At 54.1% G+C, this 25755-nt stretch carries 23 protein-coding genes; 11 read left to right on the top strand and 12 right to left on the bottom strand.

Going from position 1 to position 25755, the window contains the following annotated elements; genetic code table 11:
- Nucleotides 1-41: 41 nt before the first annotated feature.
- A complete protein-coding gene (ghrB, locus tag J5067_RS19080; RefSeq protein WP_264651778.1) occupies nucleotides 42-1004 on the bottom strand; it encodes a glyoxylate/hydroxypyruvate reductase GhrB in 963 nt (320 codons plus the stop codon).
- A gap of 128 nt (nucleotides 1005-1132) precedes the next feature.
- On the opposite strand from ghrB, the gene J5067_RS19075 reads away from it, so the two are divergent.
- Entirely contained in the window at nucleotides 1133-1915 is a 783-nt protein-coding gene (locus J5067_RS19075) for a GntR family transcriptional regulator (protein WP_264651777.1), read from the top strand.
- 45 nt (nucleotides 1916-1960) lie between these two features.
- Here the strand turns inward: J5067_RS19075 and J5067_RS19070 are convergent, their stop codons facing one another.
- Nucleotides 1961-2974 carry an ADP-ribosylglycohydrolase family protein gene (locus J5067_RS19070; protein ID WP_264645406.1) on the bottom strand — a complete coding sequence of 338 codons (1014 nt, stop codon included), beginning with the start codon at nucleotides 2972-2974 and terminating at the stop codon, nucleotides 1961-1963.
- Between the two features lie 279 nt (nucleotides 2975-3253).
- On the opposite strand from J5067_RS19070, the gene J5067_RS19065 reads away from it, so the two are divergent.
- Nucleotides 3254-4009, top strand: coding sequence for an IclR family transcriptional regulator (locus J5067_RS19065; protein ID WP_264627767.1), 756 nt, complete (start codon nucleotides 3254-3256; stop codon nucleotides 4007-4009).
- 50 nt (nucleotides 4010-4059) lie between these two features.
- Here the strand turns inward: J5067_RS19065 and J5067_RS19060 are convergent, their stop codons facing one another.
- From J5067_RS19060 to J5067_RS19030, 7 genes are all read right to left on the bottom strand, one after another.
- Complete coding sequence (locus J5067_RS19060; protein WP_264627768.1) at nucleotides 4060-5358, bottom strand: MFS transporter; 1299 nt, start codon at nucleotides 5356-5358, stop codon at nucleotides 4060-4062.
- 166 nt (nucleotides 5359-5524) lie between these two features.
- Nucleotides 5525-7195, bottom strand: a complete 1671-nt coding sequence (ilvD, locus tag J5067_RS19055; RefSeq protein WP_264645408.1) for a dihydroxy-acid dehydratase — start codon at nucleotides 7193-7195, stop codon at nucleotides 5525-5527.
- A 27-nt stretch (nucleotides 7196-7222) separates the two neighbouring features.
- Nucleotides 7223-8251 carry a 4-hydroxy-2-oxovalerate aldolase gene (dmpG, locus tag J5067_RS19050; protein WP_264627704.1) on the bottom strand — a complete coding sequence of 343 codons (1029 nt, stop codon included), beginning with the start codon at nucleotides 8249-8251 and terminating at the stop codon, nucleotides 7223-7225.
- 25 nt (nucleotides 8252-8276) lie between these two features.
- Complete coding sequence (locus J5067_RS19045; protein WP_264627703.1) at nucleotides 8277-9209, bottom strand: acetaldehyde dehydrogenase (acetylating); 933 nt, start codon at nucleotides 9207-9209, stop codon at nucleotides 8277-8279.
- A 3-nt stretch (nucleotides 9210-9212) separates the two neighbouring features.
- On the bottom strand, nucleotides 9213-10121 hold the full coding sequence (locus J5067_RS19040) for a dihydrodipicolinate synthase family protein (protein ID WP_264627702.1): 909 nt from the start codon (nucleotides 10119-10121) through the stop codon (nucleotides 9213-9215).
- A 188-nt stretch (nucleotides 10122-10309) separates the two neighbouring features.
- Entirely contained in the window at nucleotides 10310-10744 is a 435-nt protein-coding gene (locus J5067_RS19035) for an N-acetyltransferase (protein ID WP_264651776.1), read from the bottom strand.
- The gene (locus tag J5067_RS19030; protein WP_264651775.1) at nucleotides 10737-11303 is read right to left on the bottom strand and encodes a DNA-3-methyladenine glycosylase I; all 567 of its coding nucleotides are present in this window, start codon (nucleotides 11301-11303) and stop codon (nucleotides 10737-10739) included. Before J5067_RS19030 ends, J5067_RS19035 begins: the two co-directional genes overlap by 8 nt.
- A 371-nt stretch (nucleotides 11304-11674) precedes the next feature.
- Between J5067_RS19030 and J5067_RS19025 the strand changes: the two genes are divergently transcribed.
- The 5 genes from J5067_RS19025 (at nucleotide 11675) to J5067_RS19005 (ending at nucleotide 16576) form a co-directional block, all read left to right on the top strand.
- Complete coding sequence (locus J5067_RS19025) at nucleotides 11675-12481, top strand: sulfite exporter TauE/SafE family protein (protein WP_264645413.1); 807 nt, start codon at nucleotides 11675-11677, stop codon at nucleotides 12479-12481.
- Nucleotides 12482-12646: 165 nt separating this feature from the next.
- Nucleotides 12647-13561, top strand: coding sequence for a glycine--tRNA ligase subunit alpha (gene glyQ / locus J5067_RS19020; protein ID WP_264645414.1), 915 nt, complete (start codon nucleotides 12647-12649; stop codon nucleotides 13559-13561).
- 5 nt (nucleotides 13562-13566) lie between these two features.
- Nucleotides 13567-15636 (top strand): glycine--tRNA ligase subunit beta, encoded by a 2070-nt coding sequence (gene glyS / locus J5067_RS19015; RefSeq protein ID WP_264651774.1) that lies wholly within the window; start codon nucleotides 13567-13569, stop codon nucleotides 15634-15636.
- A gap of 310 nt (nucleotides 15637-15946) precedes the next feature.
- Nucleotides 15947-16264 carry a type II toxin-antitoxin system RelE/ParE family toxin gene (locus tag J5067_RS19010; RefSeq protein ID WP_264651773.1) on the top strand — a complete coding sequence of 106 codons (318 nt, stop codon included), beginning with the start codon at nucleotides 15947-15949 and terminating at the stop codon, nucleotides 16262-16264.
- A gap of 3 nt (nucleotides 16265-16267) precedes the next feature.
- Nucleotides 16268-16576, top strand: coding sequence for an addiction module antidote protein (locus tag J5067_RS19005; RefSeq protein WP_264626989.1), 309 nt, complete (start codon nucleotides 16268-16270; stop codon nucleotides 16574-16576).
- 46 nt (nucleotides 16577-16622) lie between these two features.
- On the opposite strand, the gene J5067_RS19000 is transcribed toward J5067_RS19005, so the two are convergent.
- From J5067_RS19000 to J5067_RS18990, 3 genes are all read right to left on the bottom strand, one after another.
- Nucleotides 16623-17975, bottom strand: a complete 1353-nt coding sequence (locus J5067_RS19000) for an aminotransferase class III-fold pyridoxal phosphate-dependent enzyme (protein WP_264651772.1) — start codon at nucleotides 17973-17975, stop codon at nucleotides 16623-16625.
- 71 nt (nucleotides 17976-18046) lie between these two features.
- The gene (locus J5067_RS18995) at nucleotides 18047-19516 is read right to left on the bottom strand and encodes an APC family permease (RefSeq protein WP_264651771.1); all 1470 of its coding nucleotides are present in this window, start codon (nucleotides 19514-19516) and stop codon (nucleotides 18047-18049) included.
- 103 nt (nucleotides 19517-19619) lie between these two features.
- On the bottom strand, nucleotides 19620-20600 hold the full coding sequence (locus J5067_RS18990; RefSeq protein WP_264645418.1) for a helix-turn-helix domain-containing protein: 981 nt from the start codon (nucleotides 20598-20600) through the stop codon (nucleotides 19620-19622).
- 372 nt (nucleotides 20601-20972) lie between these two features.
- On the opposite strand from J5067_RS18990, the gene J5067_RS18985 reads away from it, so the two are divergent.
- From J5067_RS18985 to J5067_RS18970, 4 genes are all read left to right on the top strand, one after another.
- On the top strand, nucleotides 20973-21695 hold the full coding sequence (locus J5067_RS18985; protein WP_264651770.1) for a DUF3053 domain-containing protein: 723 nt from the start codon (nucleotides 20973-20975) through the stop codon (nucleotides 21693-21695).
- A 342-nt stretch (nucleotides 21696-22037) separates the two neighbouring features.
- Entirely contained in the window at nucleotides 22038-23939 is a 1902-nt protein-coding gene (locus J5067_RS18980; protein WP_264651769.1) for a PTS mannitol transporter subunit IICBA, read from the top strand.
- Nucleotides 23940-24004: 65 nt separating this feature from the next.
- Complete coding sequence (locus tag J5067_RS18975; RefSeq protein WP_264651825.1) at nucleotides 24005-25153, top strand: mannitol-1-phosphate 5-dehydrogenase; 1149 nt, start codon at nucleotides 24005-24007, stop codon at nucleotides 25151-25153.
- Between the two features lie 24 nt (nucleotides 25154-25177).
- Nucleotides 25178-25711 carry an MltR family transcriptional regulator gene (locus J5067_RS18970; protein ID WP_264645421.1) on the top strand — a complete coding sequence of 178 codons (534 nt, stop codon included), beginning with the start codon at nucleotides 25178-25180 and terminating at the stop codon, nucleotides 25709-25711.
- Nucleotides 25712-25755: the final 44 nt, after the last annotated feature.

Below are 25755 nucleotides of genomic sequence, written 5' to 3'. Positions count from 1 at the left end.
GTAATGAGCGCGCCAGCGAGAGAGCGTTGGCGCGCAATAAGCTATTTAAGCACCTGTGGGTTGACGCAGTTTTCTTTAACGTCGCCCGTTAATGCGGCGATCAGATTGTCAACGGCACAGGCGGCCATGCCGTAACGCGTTTCGTGAGTGGCAGAACCGATATGCGGCAGCGCAACGACATTGGGCAGCTTCAGCAACGGGGAGTCAACCGGCAACGGTTCCTGAACGAACACATCCAGACCGGCAGCATGAATAGTGCCGTTGCTGAGGGCTTCGACTAATGCGGTTTCATCCACCACCGCGCCGCGACCGATGTTGATCAAAATGGCGCTGGATTTCATTTTCGCCAGTTGTTCATGGCTGATCAGATGTCGTGTTTCTTCGGTCAACGGCAGGGTAACGCAGAGAAAGTCGGACTCGGCCAGTAAGGTATCCAAATCGCAGTAGCGTGCGTTAAAGCGCGTTTCGGCTTCGGCATGATGGCGTCGCGCGTTGTACAACACTTCCATGCTGAAACCGAAATGTGCACGTTGCGCTACGGCCAGACCAATACGGCCCATACCGAGAATCCCGATCTTTTTATGGTGTACGTCAATACCGAACCAGTCGCTGCCGATACCGCTTTTCCACTCGCCGGCTTTGACGCGTTCAGCCACTTCTACCACGCGGCGGGCGCTTGATAGGATCAATGCGAAAACGGTATCCGCCACGGTTTCGGTCAGTACCGTTGGCGTGTGCATGAGCGGAATGGCCTTTTCTGTTAATGCTTCAACGTCAAAGGTGTCGTAGCCGACGGAAATGGTTGATACCGCACGCAAACGCGGCGTCTGTGCCAGAAAGGCGCGATCGACTTTACCGCCGGAACCGATGATACCTTCAGCCTGCGCCAGTGCAGGGTGTCCCGCTGGGGGCAGCCCATCAAATTCGGTGACGGTAAAATGTTGTTCCAGGCGTTTGCACAAATCGGCGGGGATACTTTTGTACAAAATCACACTCGGTTTCATCACAACCTCCGGAAGTTAAAGGAAAAAAAGGTCTCACCGCATCATCGCGTAGGCGGCTGTAGACTGCAAGTGCTCATCGAAAGTTAAATGAAATTGAGAAAAAAAAGATGCCTGAGCTGAAAAAAGTTATGATTTCCGCTCCCTCGATACGACATGGACGGAGCGTAATGGGCGTAAATACCTGGCTGGTCGAGCGGTTGCGCACACGCATGGCGGAGCCGGATAAGCTTCCGCTGTACGTAAAGTTCGCGGATGTGGTGCAACTGGCGGTGCGGAGCGGGGAGATTCAGCGCGGAGATTTTCTCCCCAGTGAGCGTGATTTTGTTCTGGCGCTGGGGATTTCCCGCATCACGGTGCGAAAGGCGCTGGAACTGCTGGCCGAGCAGGAGATTGTGGTGCGCGGTCGCGGTTACGGCACTTACGTTAACCACCAACTTGAATATCACCTCAAACCGGCAATGGGTTTTTCCCAGCAGGTGGTGGCAACAGGAAAAACGCCGGGCACGCTGTGGATCAGTAAAACGCGAGTCCCTTGCCGGGCGGAAATTGCGGAGCATTTGCAGCTCTCAGCGGGCTGCGACGTCTATCTTCTTAAACGCGTGCGTGATATTGACGGCGAGCCTGTCTCCATTGAAGAGAACTATGTGCCACAGCACTTGATTACCGACGTTGAACAGATCGATATTTCACTCTATGCGTATTTCCGCAGCCAGGGCATTGCGCCGGTTCGAACGCGCAACTGGGTATCGGCGCAATCGGCGTCGCACGAGTTTATCCAGTGTGTGAATACGCCAGCAACGCTCCCCGTGTTGGTGGTGAAATCGCTGGCGTTTGATATCAATCAGCGTCCGCTCGATTACAGCATCAACTATTGCCGTGCCGATATGTATGTCTTCTATTCAGAGGACTAGCGCCTGCCTTAAGGGGACAGACGCCATGATCACATTCGCTTTTGTTCAAACGGCCATGCGGCGCTGACGTAACCGCGCTAACGCAGAACTGTATGCATCGATATCCAGCGCGTTAACCTCATCCAACTGCCGTTTAAAATCCGAATCAATGCTTTCAACACCGTGGATTGCACCACAGATAGCGGTTGCCATGGCGCCGATGGTGTCGGTATCGCCACCCAGATTGGCGCACAGAATGGCACAGCGGTTCGGCTCGGTGTGCGCCAACTCTACCATTGCAATGGCGGCGGGCACGGACTGTATGATCTCCGTCCCGGTGCCAATCAGTTGATAAATCTGCTCCAGCGCGGTGTCGTCATCGGGCGCATTCTGCACGGTATCCAATGCCAATTGCAGACGGGCGGACAAGGCCGGGCTGTAGGTTGTTACGCGTTTTTCCTGCGCGGCTTGTGCCACGGCGGGTAATGCAGTCCGAATCTCCGACCAGCTTTTTTCCGCAATTCCCTGAGATACCGCCCAGGCAATAACGGTCGCGCCAGCTACGGCGATGTCTGATTTGTGCGTTGGACTAGACGCGAGCGCCACTGCATCAATGAAATCGGATAATGGCATGGGCGGAAGCAGACAGCCCAGCGGAGAAATGCGCATCGCCGAGCCATTGGTGATACCGTTGTTTTCCAGTGAATCGATATCCGCACCCTGTTTCAGGGCAAAAAGCGCCGTTTTGGAACTGGGGCCCAGAATATTCTTCTCAAAGGCACCAAACTGTAGCGCCCAGTTGAGGATGTGGTTACCAATAACGTCAGGCACGACGTCGCCCTCACATTCGATCAGCGCATCGGCAAGTGCCAGCGCCATGGAGGTGTCATCGGTATATTGAGCAGCAGTGAAATAGCAGGCGGCGATGTTATCCGCAGGACCCGGCAGAAAGCGGTCTATCCATCCAAAATGCGCTTTGATGCGTGCTCGCGGCCACAGCTCCGATGGCATTCCCATCGCATCCCCTAGCATTTGCCCATATAACGCCCCGGCGATATGACTCTCTAATTTTGATGGCATAAGCTGTACTCTGATTGTTGTTATAGGTAACGCGGGTGGTGCTTAAGCGACACTAATCTAATACCAATATAATACCATTAGCTTTTTGTTTGAACAAAAATCCTGCGTAACAGGATACCATTCGTGCGGTCGAGTCGCGTGGTGTTGTTAACACAATACGCTAGGATAGGTGCAGAATTGTTGCAGCATGAAATCTGACGAACAGATAATGTCATATTAAATATCAATCAGTTATAATATTGGTGTCGGGGTTAAACAGGGTGTAAACCAGGAGCAAACATGAATAATGCAAAAACAAAAGTGCCGGCTATCGATAAAATGATTTTGCTGCTTGATTATCTTTCAACACGGAATGTGGCAACCTTTACCGAAATACACAATGCATTATCCTTGCCGAAAAGCAGCCTCTCCCTGATGTTGTCGTCACTGGTTACGCACCGTCTGGTGAAATTTGAAAAAAACAAATATCACCTGGGCCTGAAAATGTATGAATATGGCAGTGCGGCCATTCAGAATTTTAATGTTAAATCTGTGGCTCATACCCTATTGTCCGAACTGGTGAACCAACTTAATTTGACGTGTCATTTGGGCGTACTCGATGGCGACAGCCCGATTTACCTGGATAAAATAGAAAGTAATCAACTGATTAGCATTAAGAGCGTGGTGGGTAAAAAGTTATCGCTGCACAGTTCTGGGTTGGGTAAAGCGCTGATTTCTCAGTTAAGTGATGAAGAGTTGGATCGCTTGTTGCCGGAAGAGAATCTGGAAATTTTCACCCCGATGACCATTCCAACAAAAACCGCCCTGAAAAAAGAGCTGCAAGAGATCAGAAAAACAGGCTATGCCTTCGATCGCGAAGAAGGGGATTTGGGCATATTTTGTATTGCCATGCCAATATTCGATGGGCATCACGATATTATTGCCGGTGTGAGCGTCACGGGCGTCACTTTTCAAATACCCGAAACACGGCATGAGGAAATCATTCATCAATTACGTGAAGCCTGCCAAAAAATCAGCCGCAAGCTCTATGAGTAAAAAATAAAAAAGAGCGCTGCCAGCAACGCTCTTTTTCCTATTCAGACTGATTATTTATTGGCTGTCACTTTTGGCAGCGATAACGTCAGCAATGCGGCAATAATCAGCGAGACGACCAGCATTAATACGCCCATCTTGCTGCCTAAATACAGTGAAATCAGACCGACTAAATAGGGTCCACAGAATCCACCCAGGCTGCCGATGGCATTGATGGTGCCGCGCGCGCCACCCAACGCTTCCGCCGGGAACAGCAGGGTAGGCATTGACCAGTACGGACCTGCCCAGGCGTTCAGGAAAAACCCGCCGCACACCAGCATGCCGTAGGAAAGCCAGACGTTTTCTTTCAGTACCACAGAAAGGGCCAGTGAGATGGCAATGCCAAAGAATGACAGTGCGGTAAAGAGCCGACGGTTCATGGTGGCGTCGCACAGTCTGGCGAAAATATACTGGCCGATAATGGTAAAGATAAAGGGCACGGCGGTCAGTAAACCGACGACCGTCATGGTGGATTTGGTGAGCTCACTGATAAGCGTGGGCATCCACAGTGAGAAACCGTAAAAGCCAGCGGACATAAAGAAGTAAATTGCCACCATGCGCCACAGGTTCAGGCTACGGTAAAGGGCTTTGTAACCCCCTTGAGAGAGTGCGCCCTGATTGCGTTTATTTTCTTCCACATCGTTGCGCAATTCGGTTTCGATCCATTCCCGCTCTTGCGCAGAAAGCCATTTGGCATCTTTGGGATGATCGGCGACCAGCGGCAGCCAGATAAACAGCAGCGCCAGGGAAACCAGCCCCTCAACGATAAACATCACGCGCCAGTCATAGTTTTGAATCAGCCAGCCGGAAATCGGGCTGGTAATGATCACCGCAATTGCCATGTTCATCTGGAAAAATGCAATGGCGCGGGCTCGCTCTTTATTGGGGAACCAGTGGCCGATCAACGCAAGAATGGCAGGATAAACCCCACCTTCCGCTACGCCGAGGAAGAAGCGCACCGTCATCAGTTGCCAGGTATTTTGTACAAAGCCCGATACCATGGCCAGACCGCCCCAAAACACGATGGTCCAGGCGATAAATTTCTTGGCGCTGGCCTTTTCTGCAAAATGGCCGCCAGGAATTTGCAAAAAGAGATAGCCGAAAAAGAAGATACCCGCAGCGGCTCCGGCGACCGAGGAGGTAATACCGAGATCCTTATCCATACCGCCGGCAATGGCGATCCCGATATTGGTGCGATCCATAAATGCGACGATATAAACTAATATGGTGGCGGGAATAATATGCCACCATCTGGCGTTGGGTATTGTTGCATCAACCTGATTGTAAGTTACTGCTGGATTAGTATTTTCCATACTATAGCCCTGCTATTATTATTAATTGGTAGGTACAGCGTATATTCCCGGCATAATTAAAACGGCGTAGGTTATTCATTCCATTCCTTGGCCTCATGGTAAGTGAGGCCATCGTCCTGTCACGCGAATTATTACGGGTGCAATGTCATCAATAATGACAATCTGGTTATTTCAAAACGGCACCCTCATGTGCCGAGCTGGCTAATTGTGAGTAGATGCCCAAAATACCCTTGGTGAATTTACGTTTGGGTGCCTGCCATTGTTGTAACCGCTGAGCGATTTCTTCATCGGTTAAATGGGCGTGAATCGTTTTGTTAGGAATATCAATAGTGATCATGTCGCCATCGCGCAGTGCGGCAATCGGGCCGCCTTCCGCCGCCTCTGGCGAAATATGACCAACAAAGCAGCCATTATTGGTGCCGGAGAAACGGCCATCGGTAATGATGGCGGTGTTACTGGCCAGCCCCATGCCATACAGGTATTTCATCGCCTTGAACATTTCGCGCATGCCGGGGCCGCCTTTGGGGCCTTCATAGCGAATGACCAGCACGTCTCCGGGTTTGATATGTCCGGCCAGAATGGCTTCCTCGGCGGCATCTTCACTGTCAAAACAGACGGCTTTCCCGGTGAAATGGCGCATTTCTGGCAAAATGGCGGCCGGTTTGGTCACCCCGCTTTTTGGTGCGATATTGCCTTTGAGAATGGCAATCCCACCCTGAGGGGCAAAGGGTGTTTCTATGGGTTTGATGATGTCACGGTTAGGCTGATACAACAGGTTCATTGCCGCCAGGTTTTCTCCGACGGTTTGCCCGGTGACGGTGAGCGCGCCTTTCTCCAGCAATCCGCTGATTTCATGCATCACTTGTGGAATGCCGCCCGCACGGTGGAAATCCTCCATATCGAACTTCGCCGCCGGGTTCACCTTGACGATTTGTGGCGTGCTGTCGCTCAGTTCTTCATACAGAGCCATCATGGTTTCAGCTGAGATATCAAGCTCATGTGCCAATGCGGAGAGGTGCAGAACCGCATTGGTGGAGCCACCGATTGCCATCAACACCCTGATGGCGTTTTTAATCGCATCGATGGTAATAATGTCGCGGGCGGTAACGTTGTTTTTCACCATGTTCATGATGGCAAAACCGGTGCTTTCACCCAGCCGCAGGCGCTCGGAATACACTGCGGGCGTCAGTGCGCCATTGGGTAATGTCATGCCGATGGCTTCCGACAGGCTGCACATGGTGTTGGCGGTGCCGAGGAATGAGCAGGAACCGCAGGTCGGGCCGCACGTGTTTTCCAACCGATGGCAAACGTCTTCGGTGATTTTGCCTGCTTTTAGCATGCCCAACGATTCGGACATGGTGGTCAGGTCCGATTTGCGTCCGTCGAACACTTCGCCGCCCAGCATTGGGCCGCCGGGCAGAATGATGGCGGGGATGTCCAGACGTGCTGCGGCCATCAGCATTGCGGGAACAATCTTGTCGCAAGAGCCGAGCATCACGATGGCATCCAACTGATGGGCTTCTACCATGATCTCGATATCGTTGGCGATCATATCCCGTGAAGGCAGGATATAGTGCATGCCTTTATGGCCCTGTGCCGTGCCGTCACAGGCGGCAATCAGGCCAAATTCCACGGCGGTGCCGCCCGCCATGTGGATACCTTTTTTCACCGATTCACCGACCTGACGCAAATTGAAATGGCCGGGTACCAGTTCATTCCAGGAGTTGGCGATACCAATGACAGGTCTTTTCAGATCTTCATCAGAATAACCGATGCTTTTAAATACGCTACGGTTAAAACCCCACTCAAGGCTTCCTAATATTTTTTGGCTTCGCATTATTAAAACCTCATATAATCATTAGTATTATTGTGCTTGCCTGGTGTTGGCGTTTTTTAAATCCAATGCAACATCGACAATCATGTCTTCCTGACCGCCGACCATTTTTCTTTTCCCGAGCTCCATTAATATATCCATGGTGCTGATGCCGTATTTTTGCGATGCACGTTCGGCGTGCAGCAAAAAGCTGGAATACACCCCGGCGAGTCCGAGCGATAGGGTTTCGCGATCGACGCGTACCGGACGGTGTTGCAACGGGCGCACCACATCGTCAGCACCGTTGATCAACGTGTCCAATTGACAACCGTGTTGCCAGCCTTGCTTTTCCAGACAGCCGATAAACACTTCGGTGGGGGTATTTCCCGCGCCAGCCCCCATGCCCGCCAGGCTGGTATCTACCCGATCGCAGCCCTCTTCGATGGCGGTCAGTGAGTTGGCGATACTGACGGAAAGGTTGTTGTGTGCGTGCATGCCCGTTTGGGTATCGCTGTTCAGGATGGCTTTCAGTGCACGGAAGCGATCGCGAATGTCCTGCATCAGCATGGCACCGCTGGAATCCACCACGTAGATGCAATTTGCACCATAGCTCTCCATTTTTTTCGCCTGCTCAGCCAGTTCCTGCGGAGTAATCATGTGGCTCATCATCAGAAAACCGACGGTGTCCATGCCGAGGTTGCGCGCGAATTCAATATGCTGCCGTGATATATCCGCCTCGGTGCAGTGGGTGGCGACACGCACTACGCGTGCGCCAGCATCATAGGCGGCGTGTAAGTCATGAATGGTGCCGACGCCGGGGATCAGCAGGGTGGCAATTTTACTGTGGGTGACAACCTCAGCGGCGGCAGCGATCATTTCGGTGTCAGCACAGCGGCTGAAACCATAGTTAAAACTCGATCCTGCCAGCCCGTCACCGTGGGCGATCTCAATGGAGTCCACATGCGCCTTGTCCAGCACGCTGGCGATCTGTTGAACCTGTTGTTGCGTGTACTGGTGTTTAACGGCATGGGAGCCGTCGCGTAATGTTACGTCCGAGATGTAGATTTTTTTATTATTCATCATCATTCTCTTTTATCGCTGAGGATTAATTTTTCAGGTTCTTGGCAAAATGATCGCCGCAGGCTAACGCGGCGGAGGTCATAATATCCAGGTTGCCGGCATAGGCGGGTAAATAGTGGGCGGCCCCTTCTACTTCGATAAATACCGAAGTTTTTAACCCTGTCGTGTATTTTTCCCCGTCGATAAACAGCGGATTCTCTTCATTGATAATATCGAATTGCACGGCCTGTTTTAGGCGATAGCCCGGCACATAGCGGCTGACTTTTTGCACCATGCTGTGAATGCTGGCTTCAATTTTTTCGGGCTCGACCGTGGCGGAATAGGTAAAGACGGTGTCGCGCATCATGATAGGCGGTGACGCCGGGTTGAGAATAATAATGGCTTTCCCGGCGCGCGCTTTGCCCACGTTAACGATGGCGGCAGACGTGGTTTCGGTAAACTCGTCAATATTAGCGCGGGTGCCGGGTCCTGCGGATTTGCTGGCGATACTGGCAACAATTTCGGCATAGTAAACGTCAGTGACCTGTGCCACCGCATTGACGATAGGAATGGTTGCCTGCCCGCCGCAGGTGACCATGTTGATGTTGGCCGCATCACTTTCTTGTTCCAGATTAATGGACGGGACCACATACGGGCCGATGGCTGCCGGGGTCAGGTCGATGACCTTAATGCCGAACGGTTGCAGCTTCTCGTTGTGTACCAGATGTGATTTGGCTGAAGTGGCGTCGAAAACGATTTTAATGTCTTGGAAATTAGGCAATGCCAGCAGTCCGTCGATACCCTCGGCAGAAACCGGCACGCCCAGCCGTGCAGCGCGGGCTAAACCGTCTGAGGCAGGATCGATACCGATCATCGCGCCCATACTCAGGTATTGGCTGTTTTTCATTATTTTGAACATCAAGTCAGTGCCAATATTTCCTGAACCAATAATGGCGGCCTGGATCTTTTCACTTCCCATGGTTTATTCCTTTTCTTCACGTAATGGCAGAAGGTCTTTTAATTCCGCAATATGTTCCGGTGAAAGCCTATTTGTTTTATTGGTGTTGCCGTCAGGCGTATACATTCCCGTCATGGCTAACAGATGTTTGAGTAAGTCAGGCAAGGGAGCGTTAATGGAAAAAAGTTGCGCCAGCCGCGATAATTCACGTCGCTGTTGAAATACGGCTGAATAGTTTTCTGCGCAAAAATGCTCGTAGAGTTTAACGGTAACGTCAGGGGCGAAATTAGCACTCGCCGGAAAGCCGCCATCCCCTCCTAATATCAGCGTGTCTAACAGGTATTCGTCGTAACCGGCGAAAATAAGGAAGTCCGGGCGGTGAGGTTTAACCTGATTCATCAATTCCCGAATGTGGCTGATATTATTAATGGTGTCTTTAATGCCGATGATCGACGGGAATTGCTGTGCTAAACGACGCACCATATCGGCAGAAATCGTATGCCCTGTCAGCTGCGGAAAGTTATAAATCATGATCGGCAGCGCGAGATTTTCCGCCACGGTTTGGTAAAAGCGAAAAAGGCTCTCTGCGCTGAGCGGTGCGTAATAAGGATTGATGACCAATACGGCATCTGCGCCGCAGCGCGCGGCATGTTGCCCGAAATACAGAACATCATCGATGCAGGTGCCGCCGATACCGAGAATCACTGGCACGCGACCATTAACATAGTCGACCACAAATTCGGCGGTTTCCTGACGAGTTTCCCGGCGCAGGGCATAAAATTCGCCGCAGGTGCCCAGCGCCAGCACGCCGTGTACGCCAGCGTTAATCACCCGATCGAGCAACCTGCCCATTGCTTGCTTGTCGAGGTTCCCCTCGGCATCTGTCAACGTGGGAAGGGGGGGGATAACGCCCTTAATCCGATTTGCTTTCATTTTATTCACTATATTGAACAAGAGTTCCATATAATAAACCACTCAAAGGGTGAGTGATTCAACTACAGGGTTGATGAAACGCGATCGTTATCACTAATTACGCGTTGAACAGAGCGTGGGCACGACAACCTATTGGCGGGTAGGGCAGGTTATTGAGGGGGAGGGGGACACAGGCTAGCCTGACAGCGTCAGGCCATTTTTTCCCATTGCATAATCTGCGCAGGAGCATTGGTTTCTGCGGGGAACGTGCGTTTTACCGGGGAGAAACCCTGCTTCTGGTAAAAGGCACAGGCGCGCAGGTTTTGTTCATACACTTCCAGGCTCAGAATAGGGAAGCGCTGCTGCACATGGGTCATTAGTGCGACGCCAACGCCTTTGCCATGCCAGCGATGATGGACAAACAGTGCACCGACAAAACGTTGTTCCATCACGCTGATGAAACCGACGATTACGCCTTCAACCTCGTAAACCCAGGTCTCCGCGTTCGGGATATATTGTTCGCGCACCAGCGGTTCGCTTTCCTGCCAATAGGTTGGGTTGATGAACGGGTGCGCGCGGGTAGTGCTTTCCAGCCACAAGCGGAGTAACAGAGCAAGATCTTCTGGCCGGTAGTCCCTAATCACGCTTGGCCTCTTGATAGCAGAAGCAGTCGGTAGTGTGGTCGTTGACCAAGCCGGCGGCTTGCATAAAGGCGTAGCAGATGGTGGAACCGATAAACTTGAAGCCGCGCTTCTTCAGCGCTTTAGACATGGCATCGGAAACGGCGGTTTTAGCGGGCACATCGGACAGCGCGGTGGGGCTGTTGACCAACGGCGTGTGATTAACAAAAGACCAGATAAAATCGGAAAACGATTCGCCCTGCGCTTCCATGTCACACCAGATGCGCGCGTTGGTGATGATGGCTTCAATCTTGCCGCGATGACGGATAATGCCACTGTCTTGTAACAAGCGTTCGACGTCTTCCTGCGTCATGCTTGCCACCCGTTTCGGGTCAAACTGGTGAAAGCTCGCCCGGTAGTTTTCCCGCTTCTTCAATACCGTTATCCATGACAAACCGGCCTGCTGTCCTTCAAGACACAGCAGTTCGAACAGTTTGACGCTCTCTTTGCACGGTTTGCCCCATTCCGTATCGTGATAATCGAGGTAAAGCGGGTCTTGGGTGACCCATGCGCATCGGTTCATGGTCGCGTTCCTGTGGCGTGTGGCGCTTCTGTAATAAGCGGAGGCTATTGCAGTTTCATCAAGTTGTCATTTCATCATGATGTTGCTAAAGATATACCCGTCATAATTCAAGTTGCAGATGCGTTGGCTACGCTCGCTCACCCGAATCACTTACCTGAGTAAGCTCATCGGAACTCCCTCACTTGCCGCCTTACTGCAACGCGAATTATTTAGGGTATAAGCATGATTCAATCACGATCATGGCAAAATTTAGCTGTATATGCAACCAGCTGTTTGTGTGCGTGCTCACAAGAAATCAATAAGATCGGCGCGTGAGAGGTACGGCGCAGGTTATACACTATTACACATTGCAAGCGGGGAAGGGGAAGCACATGGCTATTGAGTGGATCGTTGCCTATCTGGCGTTGGGCGGCGTTGTCGGGTTCGTGGCGGGGCTGTTGGGGATTGGCGGCGGCGGCATCATGGTGCCGATTTTGACGGCACTGTTTGCTGCTCAAGGCGTGCAAGGCGAGCATCTGGTGCATTTGGCGCTGGGCACCTCGATGGCGGCGATTGTTATTACCGCGATCTCCAGCTTGCGCACCCATCACCAGCATCAAGCGGTGCTATGGCCCGTGGTACTGCGCATTACACCCGCTATCCTTATCGGCACCTTCGCCGCCACCTGGTTGGCTACACTGCTGCCTACTCGGGCGCTGGCCATCTTCTTCTCCTGCTTTATGGCCTATGTTTCATTGCAGATGGTGCTCAATATCAAACCCAAGGCGCAGCGCCAACTGCCGGGCGTGGCTGGGGTATCGCTGGCGGGGTTGATCATCGGCGGCATTTCCGCACTGGTGGCGATTGGCGGGGGGTCGCTCACCGTACCGTTTCTGACCTGGTGTAATGTGCGCATCCAGCAGGCGATCGGCACGTCGGCGGCGGTGGGGCTGCCTATCGCGCTGGCGGGGGCGCTGGGCTATATGATTAACGGTTGGTCCACGGCGGGGATGCCTGCTTACACGTTGGGCTATGTCTCGGTGCCTGCGGTGCTGCTGATCTCGGCGGTGAGCTTCTTTACCGCGCCTTATGGTGCGCGTTTGGCGCATCGTTTGCCGGTGGCTACCCTGAAGAAAATCTTTGCCGCCCTGTTGCTGGTGCTGAGCCTGAAAATGCTGCAAACGGTGTTCACCGCGTGATCCGCTGAGCGCGGCCAGTGCGGGGCTGCGCCGTGTGAAACTGACCTCAACAGCAATAAAGTGCCGCTGAAGTGAAGTTGTTGCAGCATTCTGGCTGTATATCTTGCACTCAGAGGGTATACTGGCGCATTCCATATAAATCCACATGTATCGCGTGAATCTGACATGCAAAAGTTTGATACCAAGACCTTTCAGGGCCTGATCCTGACGTTGCAGGATTACTGGGCTCGCCAAGGCTGCACCATTATCCAACCTTTGGATATGGAAGTCGGCGCTGGCACTTCTCATCCGATGACCTGTCTGCGCGCGCTGGGGCCAGAGCCGATTGCCGCGGCCTATGTGCAGCCGTCGCGTCGTCCTACCGACGGTCGTTACGGGGAAAACCCGAACCGCCTGCAACACTATTATCAGTTTCAGGTCATCATCAAGCCGTCACCGGACAACATTCAGGAACTGTATCTCGGTTCGCTGAAAGAGCTGGGGCTGGACCCGACCATTCACGATATCCGTTTCGTGGAAGATAACTGGGAGAACCCGACGCTGGGTGCCTGGGGGTTGGGCTGGGAAGTGTGGTTGAACGGTATGGAAGTCACGCAGTTTACCTACTTCCAGCAGGTGGGCGGCCTTGAGTGCAAGCCGGTCACTGGCGAGATCACCTACGGTCTGGAACGTCTGGCGATGTACATTCAGGGCGTGGACAGCGTCTATGACCTGGTGTGGAGCGATGGCCCGTTGGGGAAAACCACCTACGGTGACGTGTTCCACCAGAACGAAGTGGAACAGTCCACTTATAACTTCGAATACGCCGACGTCGATTTCCTGTTTACCTGCTTCGAGCAGTACGAGAAAGAAGCGCAACAGCTGCTGGCGCTGGAAAAACCGCTGCCTCTGCCTGCTTACGAGCGCATTCTGAAAGCCGCGCACAGCTTTAACCTGCTGGACGCGCGCAAAGCGATTTCCGTTACCGAACGTCAGCGCTACATTCTGCGCATTCGCACGCTGACCAAAGCGGTGGCCGAAGCCTACTACGCTTCCCGTGAAGCGCTGGGCTTCCCGATGTGTAACAAGAAAGAGAGCTAACAGCGATGACTGACAAGACTTTTCTGGTGGAAATCGGCACGGAAGAGCTGCCGCCGAAGGCGCTGCGTTCTCTGGCGGAGTCCTTTGCCGCCAACTTCACCACTGAACTGGATAATGCCGGGCTGACACACGGCGACGTGAGCTGGTTTGCCGCGCCGCGTCGCTTGGCGCTGAAAGTGGCGCAGTTGAGCGCCGCACAACCGGATCGTGAAGTCGAAAAACGTGGTCCGGCGATTGCTCAGGCGTATGACGCTGAGGGCAAACCGACCAAAGCGGCCGAAGGCTGGGCGCGCGGCTGCGGTATCACGGTCGATCAGGCGGAACGTTTGACGACGGATAAAGGCGAGTGGTTGCTGTATCGCGCGCTGGTAAAGGGCGGCAGCGCACAGGGTCTGTTGGAGGATATGGTCGCTAACGCGCTGGCGAAACTGCCAATCCCGAAACTGATGCACTGGGGCGATAAAGAGACCCAATTTGTGCGTCCGGTGCATACGGTAACGATGCTGCTGGGTGATGAACTGATCCCCGGTCAGGTGTTGGGCATTGAATCCGCTCGCACCGTGCGCGGCCATCGCTTTATGGGCGAACCCAAATTCACCATCGATAACGCTGACCAATACCCAAGCATTCTGCTGGAGCGCGGCAAAGTTATCGCCGATTATGAAGCGCGTAAGGCGTTGATCAAAGCCGATGCGCAAGCGGCTGCACGTCAGATTGGGGGTAATGCCGATCTGAGCGAAAGTCTGCTGGAAGAAGTGACCTCACTGGTGGAATGGCCGGTGGTGCTGACCGCGCGCTTTGAAGAAAAATTCCTGGCCGTGCCCGCCGAAGCGCTGGTTTACACCATGAAGGGCGACCAGAAGTATTTCCCGGTGTATGACAACGCCGGAAAGCTGCTGCCGAATTTCATCTTTGTTGCCAACATTGAATCCAAAGATCCGCAGCAAATTATCTCGGGTAACGAGAAAGTGGTGCGCCCGCGTCTGGCGGATGCCGAATTCTTCTTCAACACCGACCGTAAAAAACGTCTGGAAGATCATCTGCCGCGTCTGCAAACCGTGCTGTTCCAACAGCAGTTGGGTACGCTGCGCGACAAGACCGATCGCATTCAGGCATTGGCGGGCTGGGTGGCAGAGAAGATCGGTGCCGATGTTGCGCACGCGAAACGTGCCGGTTTGCTCTCCAAGTGCGACCTGATGACCAACATGGTGTTCGAATTTACCGACACCCAGGGCGTCATGGGGATGCACTACGCACGTCATGACGGTGAAGCCGAAGACGTTGCCGTTGCCCTGAACGAACAATATCAGCCGCGTTTTGCCGGGGATGCACTGCCTGCATCTGGCGTTGCCTGCGCATTGGCGATTGCCGATAAGATGGACACGCTGGCGGGTATTTTCGGCATCGGTCAACACCCGAAAGGGGATAAAGACCCGTTCGCGCTGCGCCGTGCTGCGCTGGGTGTGCTGCGTATTATCGTTGAGAAACAGCTGCCGCTCGATCTGCAAACCCTGACGGAAGAAGCGGTGCGTCTGTATGGCGACAAGCTGACCAACGCTAACGTGGTCGATGACGTGATCGAATTCATGCTGGGCCGTTTCCGCGCCTGGTATCAGGAAGAAGGTCATAGCGTAGACACCATTCAGGCGGTATTGGCCCGTCGCCCGACGCGTCCGGCCGATTTCGACGCCCGAGTGAAAGCGGTGAGTCACTTCCGTTCGCTGGATGCCGCCACCGCGCTGGCTGCGGCCAACAAGCGTGTGTCTAACATTCTGGCGAAATCTACCGATACGCTGAACGCCAACATTGATGCTGCTCTGCTCAAAGAGAAAGAGGAAATTCAACTGGCTACCTACGTTACCGCGTTGGAAAGCAAGCTGGCACCCTGGTTCGCTGAAGGGCGCTATCAGGAAGCGTTGGCGGAACTGGCCGAACTGCGTGAACCGGTTGATAACTTCTTCGATAAGGTGATGGTTAACGCGGAAGATGAAAGCGTGCGCCTGAACCGTCTGACGCTGCTTAACCAACTGCGTAACCTGTTCCTGAAAGTGGCGGATATTTCCGTATTGCAGTAAGCGCTTTTAGGTCAGTGGTTTTTGTTCCCCTCCGCCTTCGCGGAGGGGAACAGAGACTGTATCGGCAACACACACTCTCTGCTATTTATCTCGATACTCTCCATTCCATTCTCCGTTCTGCCTCCATCACTAGCTGTGCCAGCGTCATGCAGTAATCGCAGAGTGATTCCATCTCCGGCTCAAAACAAAGTTGTGTGACAGGAAAGACATCGACAGTGAAACATTTTGATTAAGGGCGGTGGAACAGGCGTATTGAGTAACGAGTAAGCCTGGGTTGTAGTAATGTAGCTTTTAAGCTACTATTGTGGCTATGAAAACGATAAAGACTTACATAACTGCTGATGGGCGGGACTTGTACTTTGAGTTTTTTAAAAAGTTGCGTGATCCGATCGCCAAAGCAAAGATCGCTTCTCGAATTAACCGGATGGCTTCTGACAACTTCGGCGACCACAAACCCTGTAGAGAAGGTGTGTGGGAACTCAGAATAGACCAAGGGCCTGGATATCGGGTGTATTACAGTGTGGTTGGTGGGGAAGTCGTCCTGTTACTTATGGGTGGTGACAAACGCACACAGGACGCAGATATCGATGAGGCTATTTACTGCCTCAAAGATTATTTAACGAGGTGATTTATGGCTAAAGAACGTTTATATGACGATGTCATGGTGGATGCTCTCCGAGACGATCCGGCCTTTGCTCAGGCCTATTTGCATCAGGCATTTCTTGATATGGACGAAGATGGCGGTCAGGAAGCCTTCTTACTTGCGCTGCGCCATGTGGTTGAAGCCAGAGGAGGAATGGCTATGGTTGCTCAGAAAGCCGGTGTTTCACGTGAATCGTTATACCGCACTCTCTCTGCAACAGGCAATCCAACCTTGAAGACACTTCGCCGTGTGGTTCATGCAACGGGTTTTCAGTTCTCAGTGCTTGCCAGTGCCTAAGCAAAGCGCCTGACATCATCAGGCGCTATCTATTCGACGTAACGCGCTACCTGTCTTCCTTCTCAAACGCCGTTTGCAGTGCCATCACCAGCGTATCGCAGCCCGCTTTATCGATGGTTAACGGTGGAGCCAACACCAGTTTCGGTCCGACCGGACGTACCACCGCGCCGGCATCGCGTGCTGCTTCGGCAATGCGGAATGCCAGGCCGTTATCCGGCGCTAATGAGCGCTTGCTCGCTTTGTCCTCCACCAGATCCAGCGCCAGCATCAACCCTTTACCGCGCACGTTGCCAACGGAGCGGAAGCGTGACTCAAACGGCAGCAACTGACCCAGCAAATATTCCCCCTGATGTGCGGCATTGGCTGGCAAATTCTCCTGCTCCACAATATCCAGCACTGCCAGCCCGGCGGCGCAGGCTAACGGATGGCCGCCGTAGGTAAAGCCGGTCATCAGCAACCCACGCGCATCGCGGTTGTCCAGATAGGCGGCTTCGATACGCTGATTCAGCACGGTCGCAGACAGCGGCACGTATCCGGCGGTGAGCGCCTTGGCAAACACCATGATGTCGGGTTTTACGCCCCAACCGCGTGAGCCAAACATCGCCCCGCTGCGGCCAAATCCGGTGACCACTTCATCGGCGATCAGCAGCACGCCGTATTTATCACAGATCTCGCGCACCATCGGCCAGAAGTTAGCGGGTGGCACAATCACACCGCCTGCGCCCTGCACCGGTTCTGCAATAAACGCGGCGACGGTGTCCGGTCCGTAATAAAGAATTTCACGCTCTAACTGCTCGGCCACCAATTTGCCTAACGTGTCGGGATCGTCGCAGTTCCACGGGTTGCGATACAGCCAGGGCGATTCGATCTGCGTACAGCCTTCCAGCATTGGGCCGTAGTTGAGGCGATAAATCGGCAGGCCTGACACCGAGGTGCCGCCCATGTGTACGCCGTGATAGGCATTCTTTAGCGAGATAAAGCGCGTGCGTTGCGGCTTGCCTTGCAAAATCCAGTACTGGCGCGCCACCTTGAGGGCGGTTTCCACACCATCCGAGCCGCCCATGCCGTACAGCACCCGCCGCATATCTTCTTGCTGTGTCATCTGAATGAGGCGATTAGACAGCGCTTCTGCCATCGGGTGGCTGACGCCGTCAAACAGTTGGTAGTAAGCCAGTTCATCCATCTGTTTGGCGATGGCGACTTTTACTTCCGGGCGATTGTGACCGACGTTTACGCACCACAGCCCGGCGAAGCCATCGAGCATTTTGCGCCCTTTATCATCCCAGATGTAAAGGCCGTCGCCTTTTACAATGCGCAGCGGTTCGCGTTCAGCCCACTCATTCGGGTGTGCCATCGGGTGCCAAAAACGGTAATCGGTGTGGTTATAGGGTGTTGTCATTGTGAACTCCATGAAATCAGATGACAGTGAGCCGTTGCCGCCGCAGCCGCAACGGACGAATCCGCGTGGCGTTATAGGGTTTCAACCATCTGGCCGATGCGTGAATAGCGCTCGGGGCTTAATCGACGCAGGAAGTGCGCACTCATAAACCCGGCAAACGCCACCATCAGCACCAGATAGGGCAGCGATGACACCACCGGCGAGGAGGAACCGCTCAGTACGTCGAGGTTATTGACCACCAGCGCCAGCGTCGCCAACATGCCGAGTGCGGAGAGGGCTGGCGCGATAAGGCGGCTCCAGCGTGATACCGGCAGCAAAGGATTGCGCTGGAAGTAGGCAAGAACGGCGAGTGAGACGCTGAATTGCAGCACCAGAATCGACATGCTGCCCAAGGCAGAAGCCCAGGAGAAAACGTTCGCCATCGGGTCTAACTGCGCCAGGGCGAACAGCGTGGTGGCGCACAGCATAAACGCGCCTTGCACCAGACTGGCGATATAGGGTGTCTGGTGCGTGCGGTGGGTTTTTGCCATTTTCGACCACAGCAAACCGTCGCGGCTAATGGCGAACAGATAGCGCGACAGCGTGTTATGGAACGCCTGTGTTGCGGCAAACAGGCTGGTGATCAGTAAAACCGACATCACCTGAATGGCCCACGGGCCAAGCACCTGTTCGGTGACGGTAAACACAAACATCCCGGGATCCTTGGCAGCGAGTTCGGCAACGTGAGCGGCACCTGCATATTGCACAAATGCCCAGCCGGAGAGGGCGAAAAAGCTGGTGATCAGCACCACGGCGAGCAGCGTGGCGCGTGGGATTATCTTGGCCGGTTGCCGACACTCTTCCGAGTAGATTGCGGTCGCCTCAAAGCCGACGAAAGAGCAAATGGCGAAGATCATCGCAATGCCCACATCGCCATGAAACACGGTAGACGGGGTAAAGACGCTGATATCAAAGGCAATGGGTTGGCTAATAATGGCAACATCAACCAGCAGCACAATGCCCACTTCCAGCAGCATCAAGACCCCGAGCACTTTGCCGCCGAGCTCCACTTTGGCAATACCGAGCGCGACTACGGCCGCTTGCATCAGCAGCGAGAACAGCCACCAGGGCGCTGCGATCCCAGTGTGCATCTGCACGAACTGCGCAAAGAAGAAGCCAAACATAGCGGTAACGGCAAGCTGAATGGCGATGTAGGCCAACAGTGCGATGCCGAGCCCGGCAATGCCGCTGTGGGTGCCCAGGCCTTGTGCAATATAGGCGTAGAAAGCGCCAGCGTTCACCACATAACGGCTCATGGCGATAAAGCCAAAGCTGAAAATAAGCAGCAGTGCGCCCGCCAGGACATAAACACCGGGTACGCCCGCGCCGTTGCCTGCCATAAAGGCGACGGGCAAGCCTCCGACGACGCCAGTTAAGGGCGATGCGGCGGCAATAACAAAAAAGATGATCGACCAAAGGCCAAGGCTGCCTTTCTGGAGCTGGTTCCCCTGCGGCAATGCCGTCTGGGGTAGCGCGTGCGCTGATGAAGAGTGCTGTGCCATGTTCCGTTCCCCTGCGTGATGGTTCATGGTCAGTCTATGAAGGGCTCTGGCGTGTGCGTTATCGAAATCTGGCAAACCTGAATGTGACGAATAGTCATCACATTCAGATCAAATGATGGACCGCTCGCCGCGTGTACGAGGGCAGTTCACCAAACAGGCGTTTGTAGTCGGCGGTAAACTGCGACAGGTGCCAGAAGCCCCACTTGGAAGCGATTTCGCTGATCTGTGCGTACTCTCCCTCCATCACCAGCATGCGTTTCACCCCGTTGAGCCGCATGTTTTTCAGGAATACTGCCGGGCTTTGGCCGGTGACGGTTTCGAAACAATTTTGCAGGGTGCGCCGTGAGGTGTGGGTCAGTTGGCACAGCTCATCCATGGTCAGAGGCCGATCGCGATGGGCGATCAGGGCGTCTTGTGCTTTGCTGACCACGCGCTGCGCCTTTTGCAGGGAAGGGCGCACGCTGATGGTCTGCGTGCCGACGGCGGTGAAAAAGGCAAAGGCCAGTTCGCGGATATCGCTGAGAAATTGCAGCCGCGCCTGTCGTTGCGCAAATTGCAGCGGGTGTTCCATCACGCTGTGCAGCATGGCCAGAATATGCTCGCGCAGTCGGTTGGCAAGGAGATCGTGATGGATGGCGTAGACCCGGTGCGGCAGTTCATCGGTGATGTCCGATAACAGCGCCAAAGGAATGCTCAGTACCAATAGCGAAGAGGTTTCCGGCGTTTGCAGCATCAACTCGCCGCCGTCATAGGACCAGGTAATATCCTGCTGCGTCAGGCTGTTTCCCATCCAGCGCGCTTCTCCCGATAGCGCATTAAACACCCCGAGGCAGAGCGTGCCCGTTCGGCCCTGTCCACGTTGAAACACCGACTGTGACAGCTGTTCCTGATAGAACTGTACGCCGTCCAGCCAGGCCTCTTTCAGACTGCCTTCAAACCGCCCGTGAGAGATTTGGTCATAGCGCAATGCCCAATCGGTCAGCAGTTGACTGTGTTGCGCCAGCTCCTGAATGCGCGAGGCGCAACGAAAACCGTTTTGATCGCCAAGATGGTTTTGATCGCGAAGATGGAATGCGGGTGTCATCGTCTGTCTTTCCTGCGTCGTGATGGGATATACCCACTGAGCAAGAATCACGCCAGTGCAATAGCAAAAAACGGCAGATTTTATCTCTGTATTTTCGAGCTGTGAGTGATGTTTTTGCTGCATATCGTCGTAAAACAGAGGGAAATAGAGTGATTCCTACCATAGTCGCGTTTTGCGCTGTGGCGTTGCACCGTTATGGGGGAGATGCTCAATGTTGCAGCAGTGCGCTGTTATCTGGCTATCGTATCCTGAGTATCCCGGTAGCTTGGCAGAAAAACGAGGGTATCGCGCTGATTCGACTATGCTTAGGGATAAGGCGGAGCAATGGCGCCCGCCGCTATACCGGATAAGACGTGCGATAAGGAGTATGGCATGACGATAACAATGGGGTGGCGCTCGCGCTGGCTATTGCCGGTGCTGGCGTTGGGGGTGGTGTTGCAACTGGCGGCCTGCGGTGATAGCGAAGCGGATCAGCGCAAGGCGTTTATGACGGTATTGCAAAGTGTGCCATCGCAACCGGGCAGCGTGCCGCCAGCACTCAGTGACGATCAGAAAAAACGGTTGGGCCCTTTTGCCAACGATTACGCCATTTTAACCACTTTTTCCCAGCAGTTGCGGCAAAGCATGGCGGTGAGTTTGAAGCCGTTACTGGAGCACGTTTCTCAGATTCGTGTGCCGCAGGATTATTTGACGCAACGTGACGGCGTACGCAGTGCTGTCGGCGCGATAAACCTGCTGGGGCAACAGGTACAGGCGGCAAAAACCCAGGCAGATTCAGCCGGGCGTAACCTGAGCCAGCCGCAAGAGATTCAAGTGCTGTATGAGCGCGTTTACTCGCAGGTGGTAAGCCAACCGGCGTCGGCATTGGCAAACGTGGTGCCGACCGCTGCCACGCTGGCCCAGCAGTTGGCGCAGGTGGGCGACTTCCTTCAGGCCCAGGGCAAGCAGGTCACTTTTGTGGGAAATCAGGTGCAGTTTGAAACGGCACAGCAGGCGGCGCGTTACAACGCATTGATTACGCCTCTGGCGACGCAGCAGCGCGATTTAATGAACGGATTACAACCGCTATTGCCGTTGTTGAAACCATCGCTATAAGGCAATAACGCACGGCGGTGATGATATTTAGTGATTTGAGTCACACAATTAAAACAAAATCACGGCATTGTAATGTGATTAAGATCACATTGTGCTGCCGTTAATGCGGATGATGATGCGCCGAATTGACCGCATTCGGTGATTTTATGTGAACTCAGTCACTAAAATGTAGCAATGATGTGGGGATTATGTGTGACAGCTGTCACATATGGCCGTGAGGTTGCGGTATCAAACCGACGTGCTAGAGTCCGCACGATCTCTACCGACGGAAGGCAGTCACACCGTCTCACGATAATGACCACACGCGCTTGCGATCGCGCGTTTGAATAGGGGTGTGTTTTTATGCTCACAGCAGATACCAAGGTCAAAGTTCAGAATTTTGGCCGCTTCCTGAGCAACATGGTAATGCCCAATATCGGGGCGTTTATCGCTTGGGGCCTGATTACCATGTTGTTCATCCCAACCGGTTGGTTGCCGAATGCGACGCTTGCCAAGCTGGTGGGGCCGATGATCACCTATCTGCTGCCGCTGCTTATCGGTTATACCGGTGGCCGTTTGGTTGCGGGCGATCGCGGCGGTGTGGTCGGTGCCATCACCACGATGGGGGTGATCGTTGGTGTTGATATGCCGATGTTCCTCGGCGCGATGATTGTTGGCCCGTTGGGCGGATGGACCATTAAACGCTTTGACCGCATCGTTGATGGCAAGATCAAAAGCGGTTTTGAAATGCTGGTGAACAACTTCTCTGCCGGTATCATTGGTATGTTGTTGGCTATTCTGGCGTTTTTGGCGATTGGTCCGTTGGTGGAGTTTTTATCCAAAGGTCTGGCTGCGGGCGTAGATTTGATGGTGCAGAATAACCTGCTGCCGCTCACCTCTATCTTCGTTGAACCCGCAAAAATCCTGTTCCTGAACAACGCCATCAACCACGGTATCTTCTCGCCGCTGGGTATCCAACAGGCGACGGAAGCAGGCAAATCGATTTTCTTCCTGATTGAAGCCAATCCCGGTCCGGGGATGGGTGTGCTGATGGCGTACATGTTCTTTGGTCGCGGTAATGCCAAAGTGTCCGCACCGGGCGCGGCCATCATCCACTTCCTGGGTGGTATCCACGAAATCTATTTCCCGTACGTGCTGATGAACCCGCGCCTGCTGATTGCGGTGATTCTGGGCGGCATGACCGGGGTGTTCACACTGACCGTGCTGGGCGGTGGTCTGGCTGCTCCGGCTTCTCCGGGCTCTATTCTGGCCGTGTTGGCAATGACGCCGAAAGGGGCCTATTTTGCCAATATCGTGGCGATTGCTGCCGCGTTTGCCGTCTCCTTTGTGCTGTCAGCGATCCTGCTGAAAAGCACCAAGGTAAAAGAGGGAGACGATCTGGACGAAGCCACACGCCGTGTGCAAGAGATGAAAGCGGCCTCCAAAGGCGGTTCAGTGCCCACCGGCATCAGTGGCGATCTGAGCACCGTGCGCAAAATCATTGTGGCCTGTGATGCAGGCATGGGCTCCAGCGCCATGGGCGCAGGGGTATTGCGCAAGAAAGTGCAGGACGCCGGGCTGACGCAAATATCCGTTACCAATAGCGCCATCAACAGCTTGCCTGAGGATGTCGATCTGGTGATTACGCACCGGGATTTGACCGAGCGCGCTCTGCGCCATGCGCCGCAAGCGCAGCATATCTCGCTGACCAACTTCCTCGACAGCCACTTGTACAGCGATCTGGTGGCGCGTCTGGCAGCCGCTCAGCCTGCGGGTGGCAGCGTTGCCGCTGCACCGGTGGCAAAGCCGCAAGCCGCAAGCTTATTCCAACTGGGCGCTACCAACGTGTTCCTGAACCTGCAAGCGAGCGATAAAGAGCAGGCGATTCGTTTTGCCGGTGAACAACTGGTGAAAGGTGGCTATGTCGAGCCGGAATATGTGGATGCGATGCTGGCGCGTGAAAAGCTGACCTCAACCTATCTGGGCGAATCCATCGCCGTGCCGCATGGCACCATTGAAGCCAAAGATCGCGTGCTGAAAACCGGCATCGTCTTCTGCCAATATCCGCAGGGGGTGCGCTTCGGTGACGATGAGGATGACGTCGCAAAACTGGTGATCGGTATCGCGGCGCGTAATAACGAACATATCGCGGTGATCACCCGCCTGACCAATGCGCTGGACGACGACACGGTGATTGCCCGTTTGGCGCAGACCCAGGATGTGCAGGACGTGCTAGACCTGCTCTCCGAGAAAAAGAGTGCCTGATGCATCGGCAGCGCCGCCTTCGGGCGGCCTCTTTTTTTGTCATTGTTTTTAAAGGTTAACGCATGATGAAAGCTTTACATTTTGGTGCCGGAAATATCGGACGCGGGTTTATCGGAAAACTGCTGGCAGACGCCAACATTGAACTCACCTTTGCCGATGTGAACCAGCCGCTGCTGGATGCCATCAACAGCCGTAAGCAGTATCAGGTGAAAGTGGTCGGTGAGCAGACGCAGTTGGAAACGGTCAGCAACGTCAGCGCGGTGCACAGCGCAAGCCCGGAGGCCGTGGCGCTGATTGCCGAGGCCGATGTGGTGACGACGGCCGTCGGGCCGCAAATTCTGGAAAAAATCGCGGGTGCCATTGCTCAAGGTTTGGTGAAGCGCCATGCGCAGGGCAATACGTGTCCACTGAATATCATCGCTTGCGAAAATATGGTGCGCGGCACCACGCAGTTAAAGCAACACGTGTGGAAGCATCTGCCGGAGAACGAGCAGGCGTGGGTCAACGAGCATGTCGGTTTTGTTGATTCGGCGGTAGACCGCATTGTCCCGCCGGTGGAAGCGAGCCAGGACGATCCTTTGGCCGTGACGGTAGAAACCTTCAGTGAATGGATTGTCGATCAAACCCAATTCGTCGGGCCTTTACCGCAGATCGCGGGCATGGAATTAACTGACAATCTGATGGCATTCGTTGAACGTAAGCTGTTTACACTCAATACCGGTCATGCGATTACTGCGTATCTGGGGCAGCAGGCCCGTCATCAGACGATCCGCGATGCCATTCTGGATACCGAGGTGCGCGCTGTGGTGCGCGGGGCGATGGAAGAGAGCGGGGCCGTGCTGATCAAACGTTACGGTTTTGATGCCGAGAAGCATGCCGCGTACATCAACAAGATTTTAAGCCGCTTCGAAAACCCCTATTTGCATGACGATGTGGAGCGCGTTGGGCGTCAGCCGCTGCGTAAACTCAGCGCAGGCGATCGCCTGATCAAACCGCTGCTGGGCACGCTGGAATACCAACTGCCCAATGACAACCTGATTATCGGTATCGCGGCGGCCATGCATTACCGTAGCGCGCAGGACCCGCAGGCGCAGGAACTGGCGACGTTGCTGGAGAAGGTGGGGCCTCAGGCTGCGTTGGCGCAAATTTCTGGTCTGGATGCGCAGAGTAAGGTTGTGGAGCAAGCAGTGAGTGTGTATAACGCCATGCAATAATTCGCGCCGTTCGGCAGGGACGTTATGATGGAAGAAACTCAAGCCTTTGAGAATCGCGTGCTGGAATCCCTCAATGCGGCGAAGACGGTGCGCAGCTTTATGCTGAAAGCAGTTGAGCTGTTGGCGGAAGCCGTGAGTATTCTCATGCAGCAGATCTTCCGTAAAGACGATTATGCGGTGAAATACGCGGTAGAACCGCTGATGACCGGCAGCGGTCCGTTAGGGGATCTCTCGGTGCGTTTGAAACTGATTTACGGTCTGGGCATGATCAGCCGTAAAGAGTATGAAGATGCAGAGTTGGTGATGGCGTTAGGGGAAGAGTTATTCCACGACGAAAACGACTATCGCTTTACCGATGATGAGATTCTCGGGCCGATCACCGAGTTGCACTGTGTTACCGCGTTGCCGCAACCTCCTGAACGGCCAACGGGCGGTGAGCCTGCCGATCCTTTGCTGATTCCGATGCAGCAGCAACGTTATCAGCAGGTGGTGCGTTCCACGCTGGTGCTTTCTCTGACGGCGTTAATTTCGCAGGTTAGTCTTAAGAAAGCCTTTTAGGGTTGCGGTTCAGAATGTCAACGGGCGGTGCGTTAGTGATAGCG

The organism is Candidatus Symbiopectobacterium sp. NZEC151, from assembly GCF_025962655.1.
GTDB lineage: Bacteria > Pseudomonadota > Gammaproteobacteria > Enterobacterales > Enterobacteriaceae > Symbiopectobacterium.
This window is presented reverse-complemented; position numbering and strand designations above follow the sequence as displayed.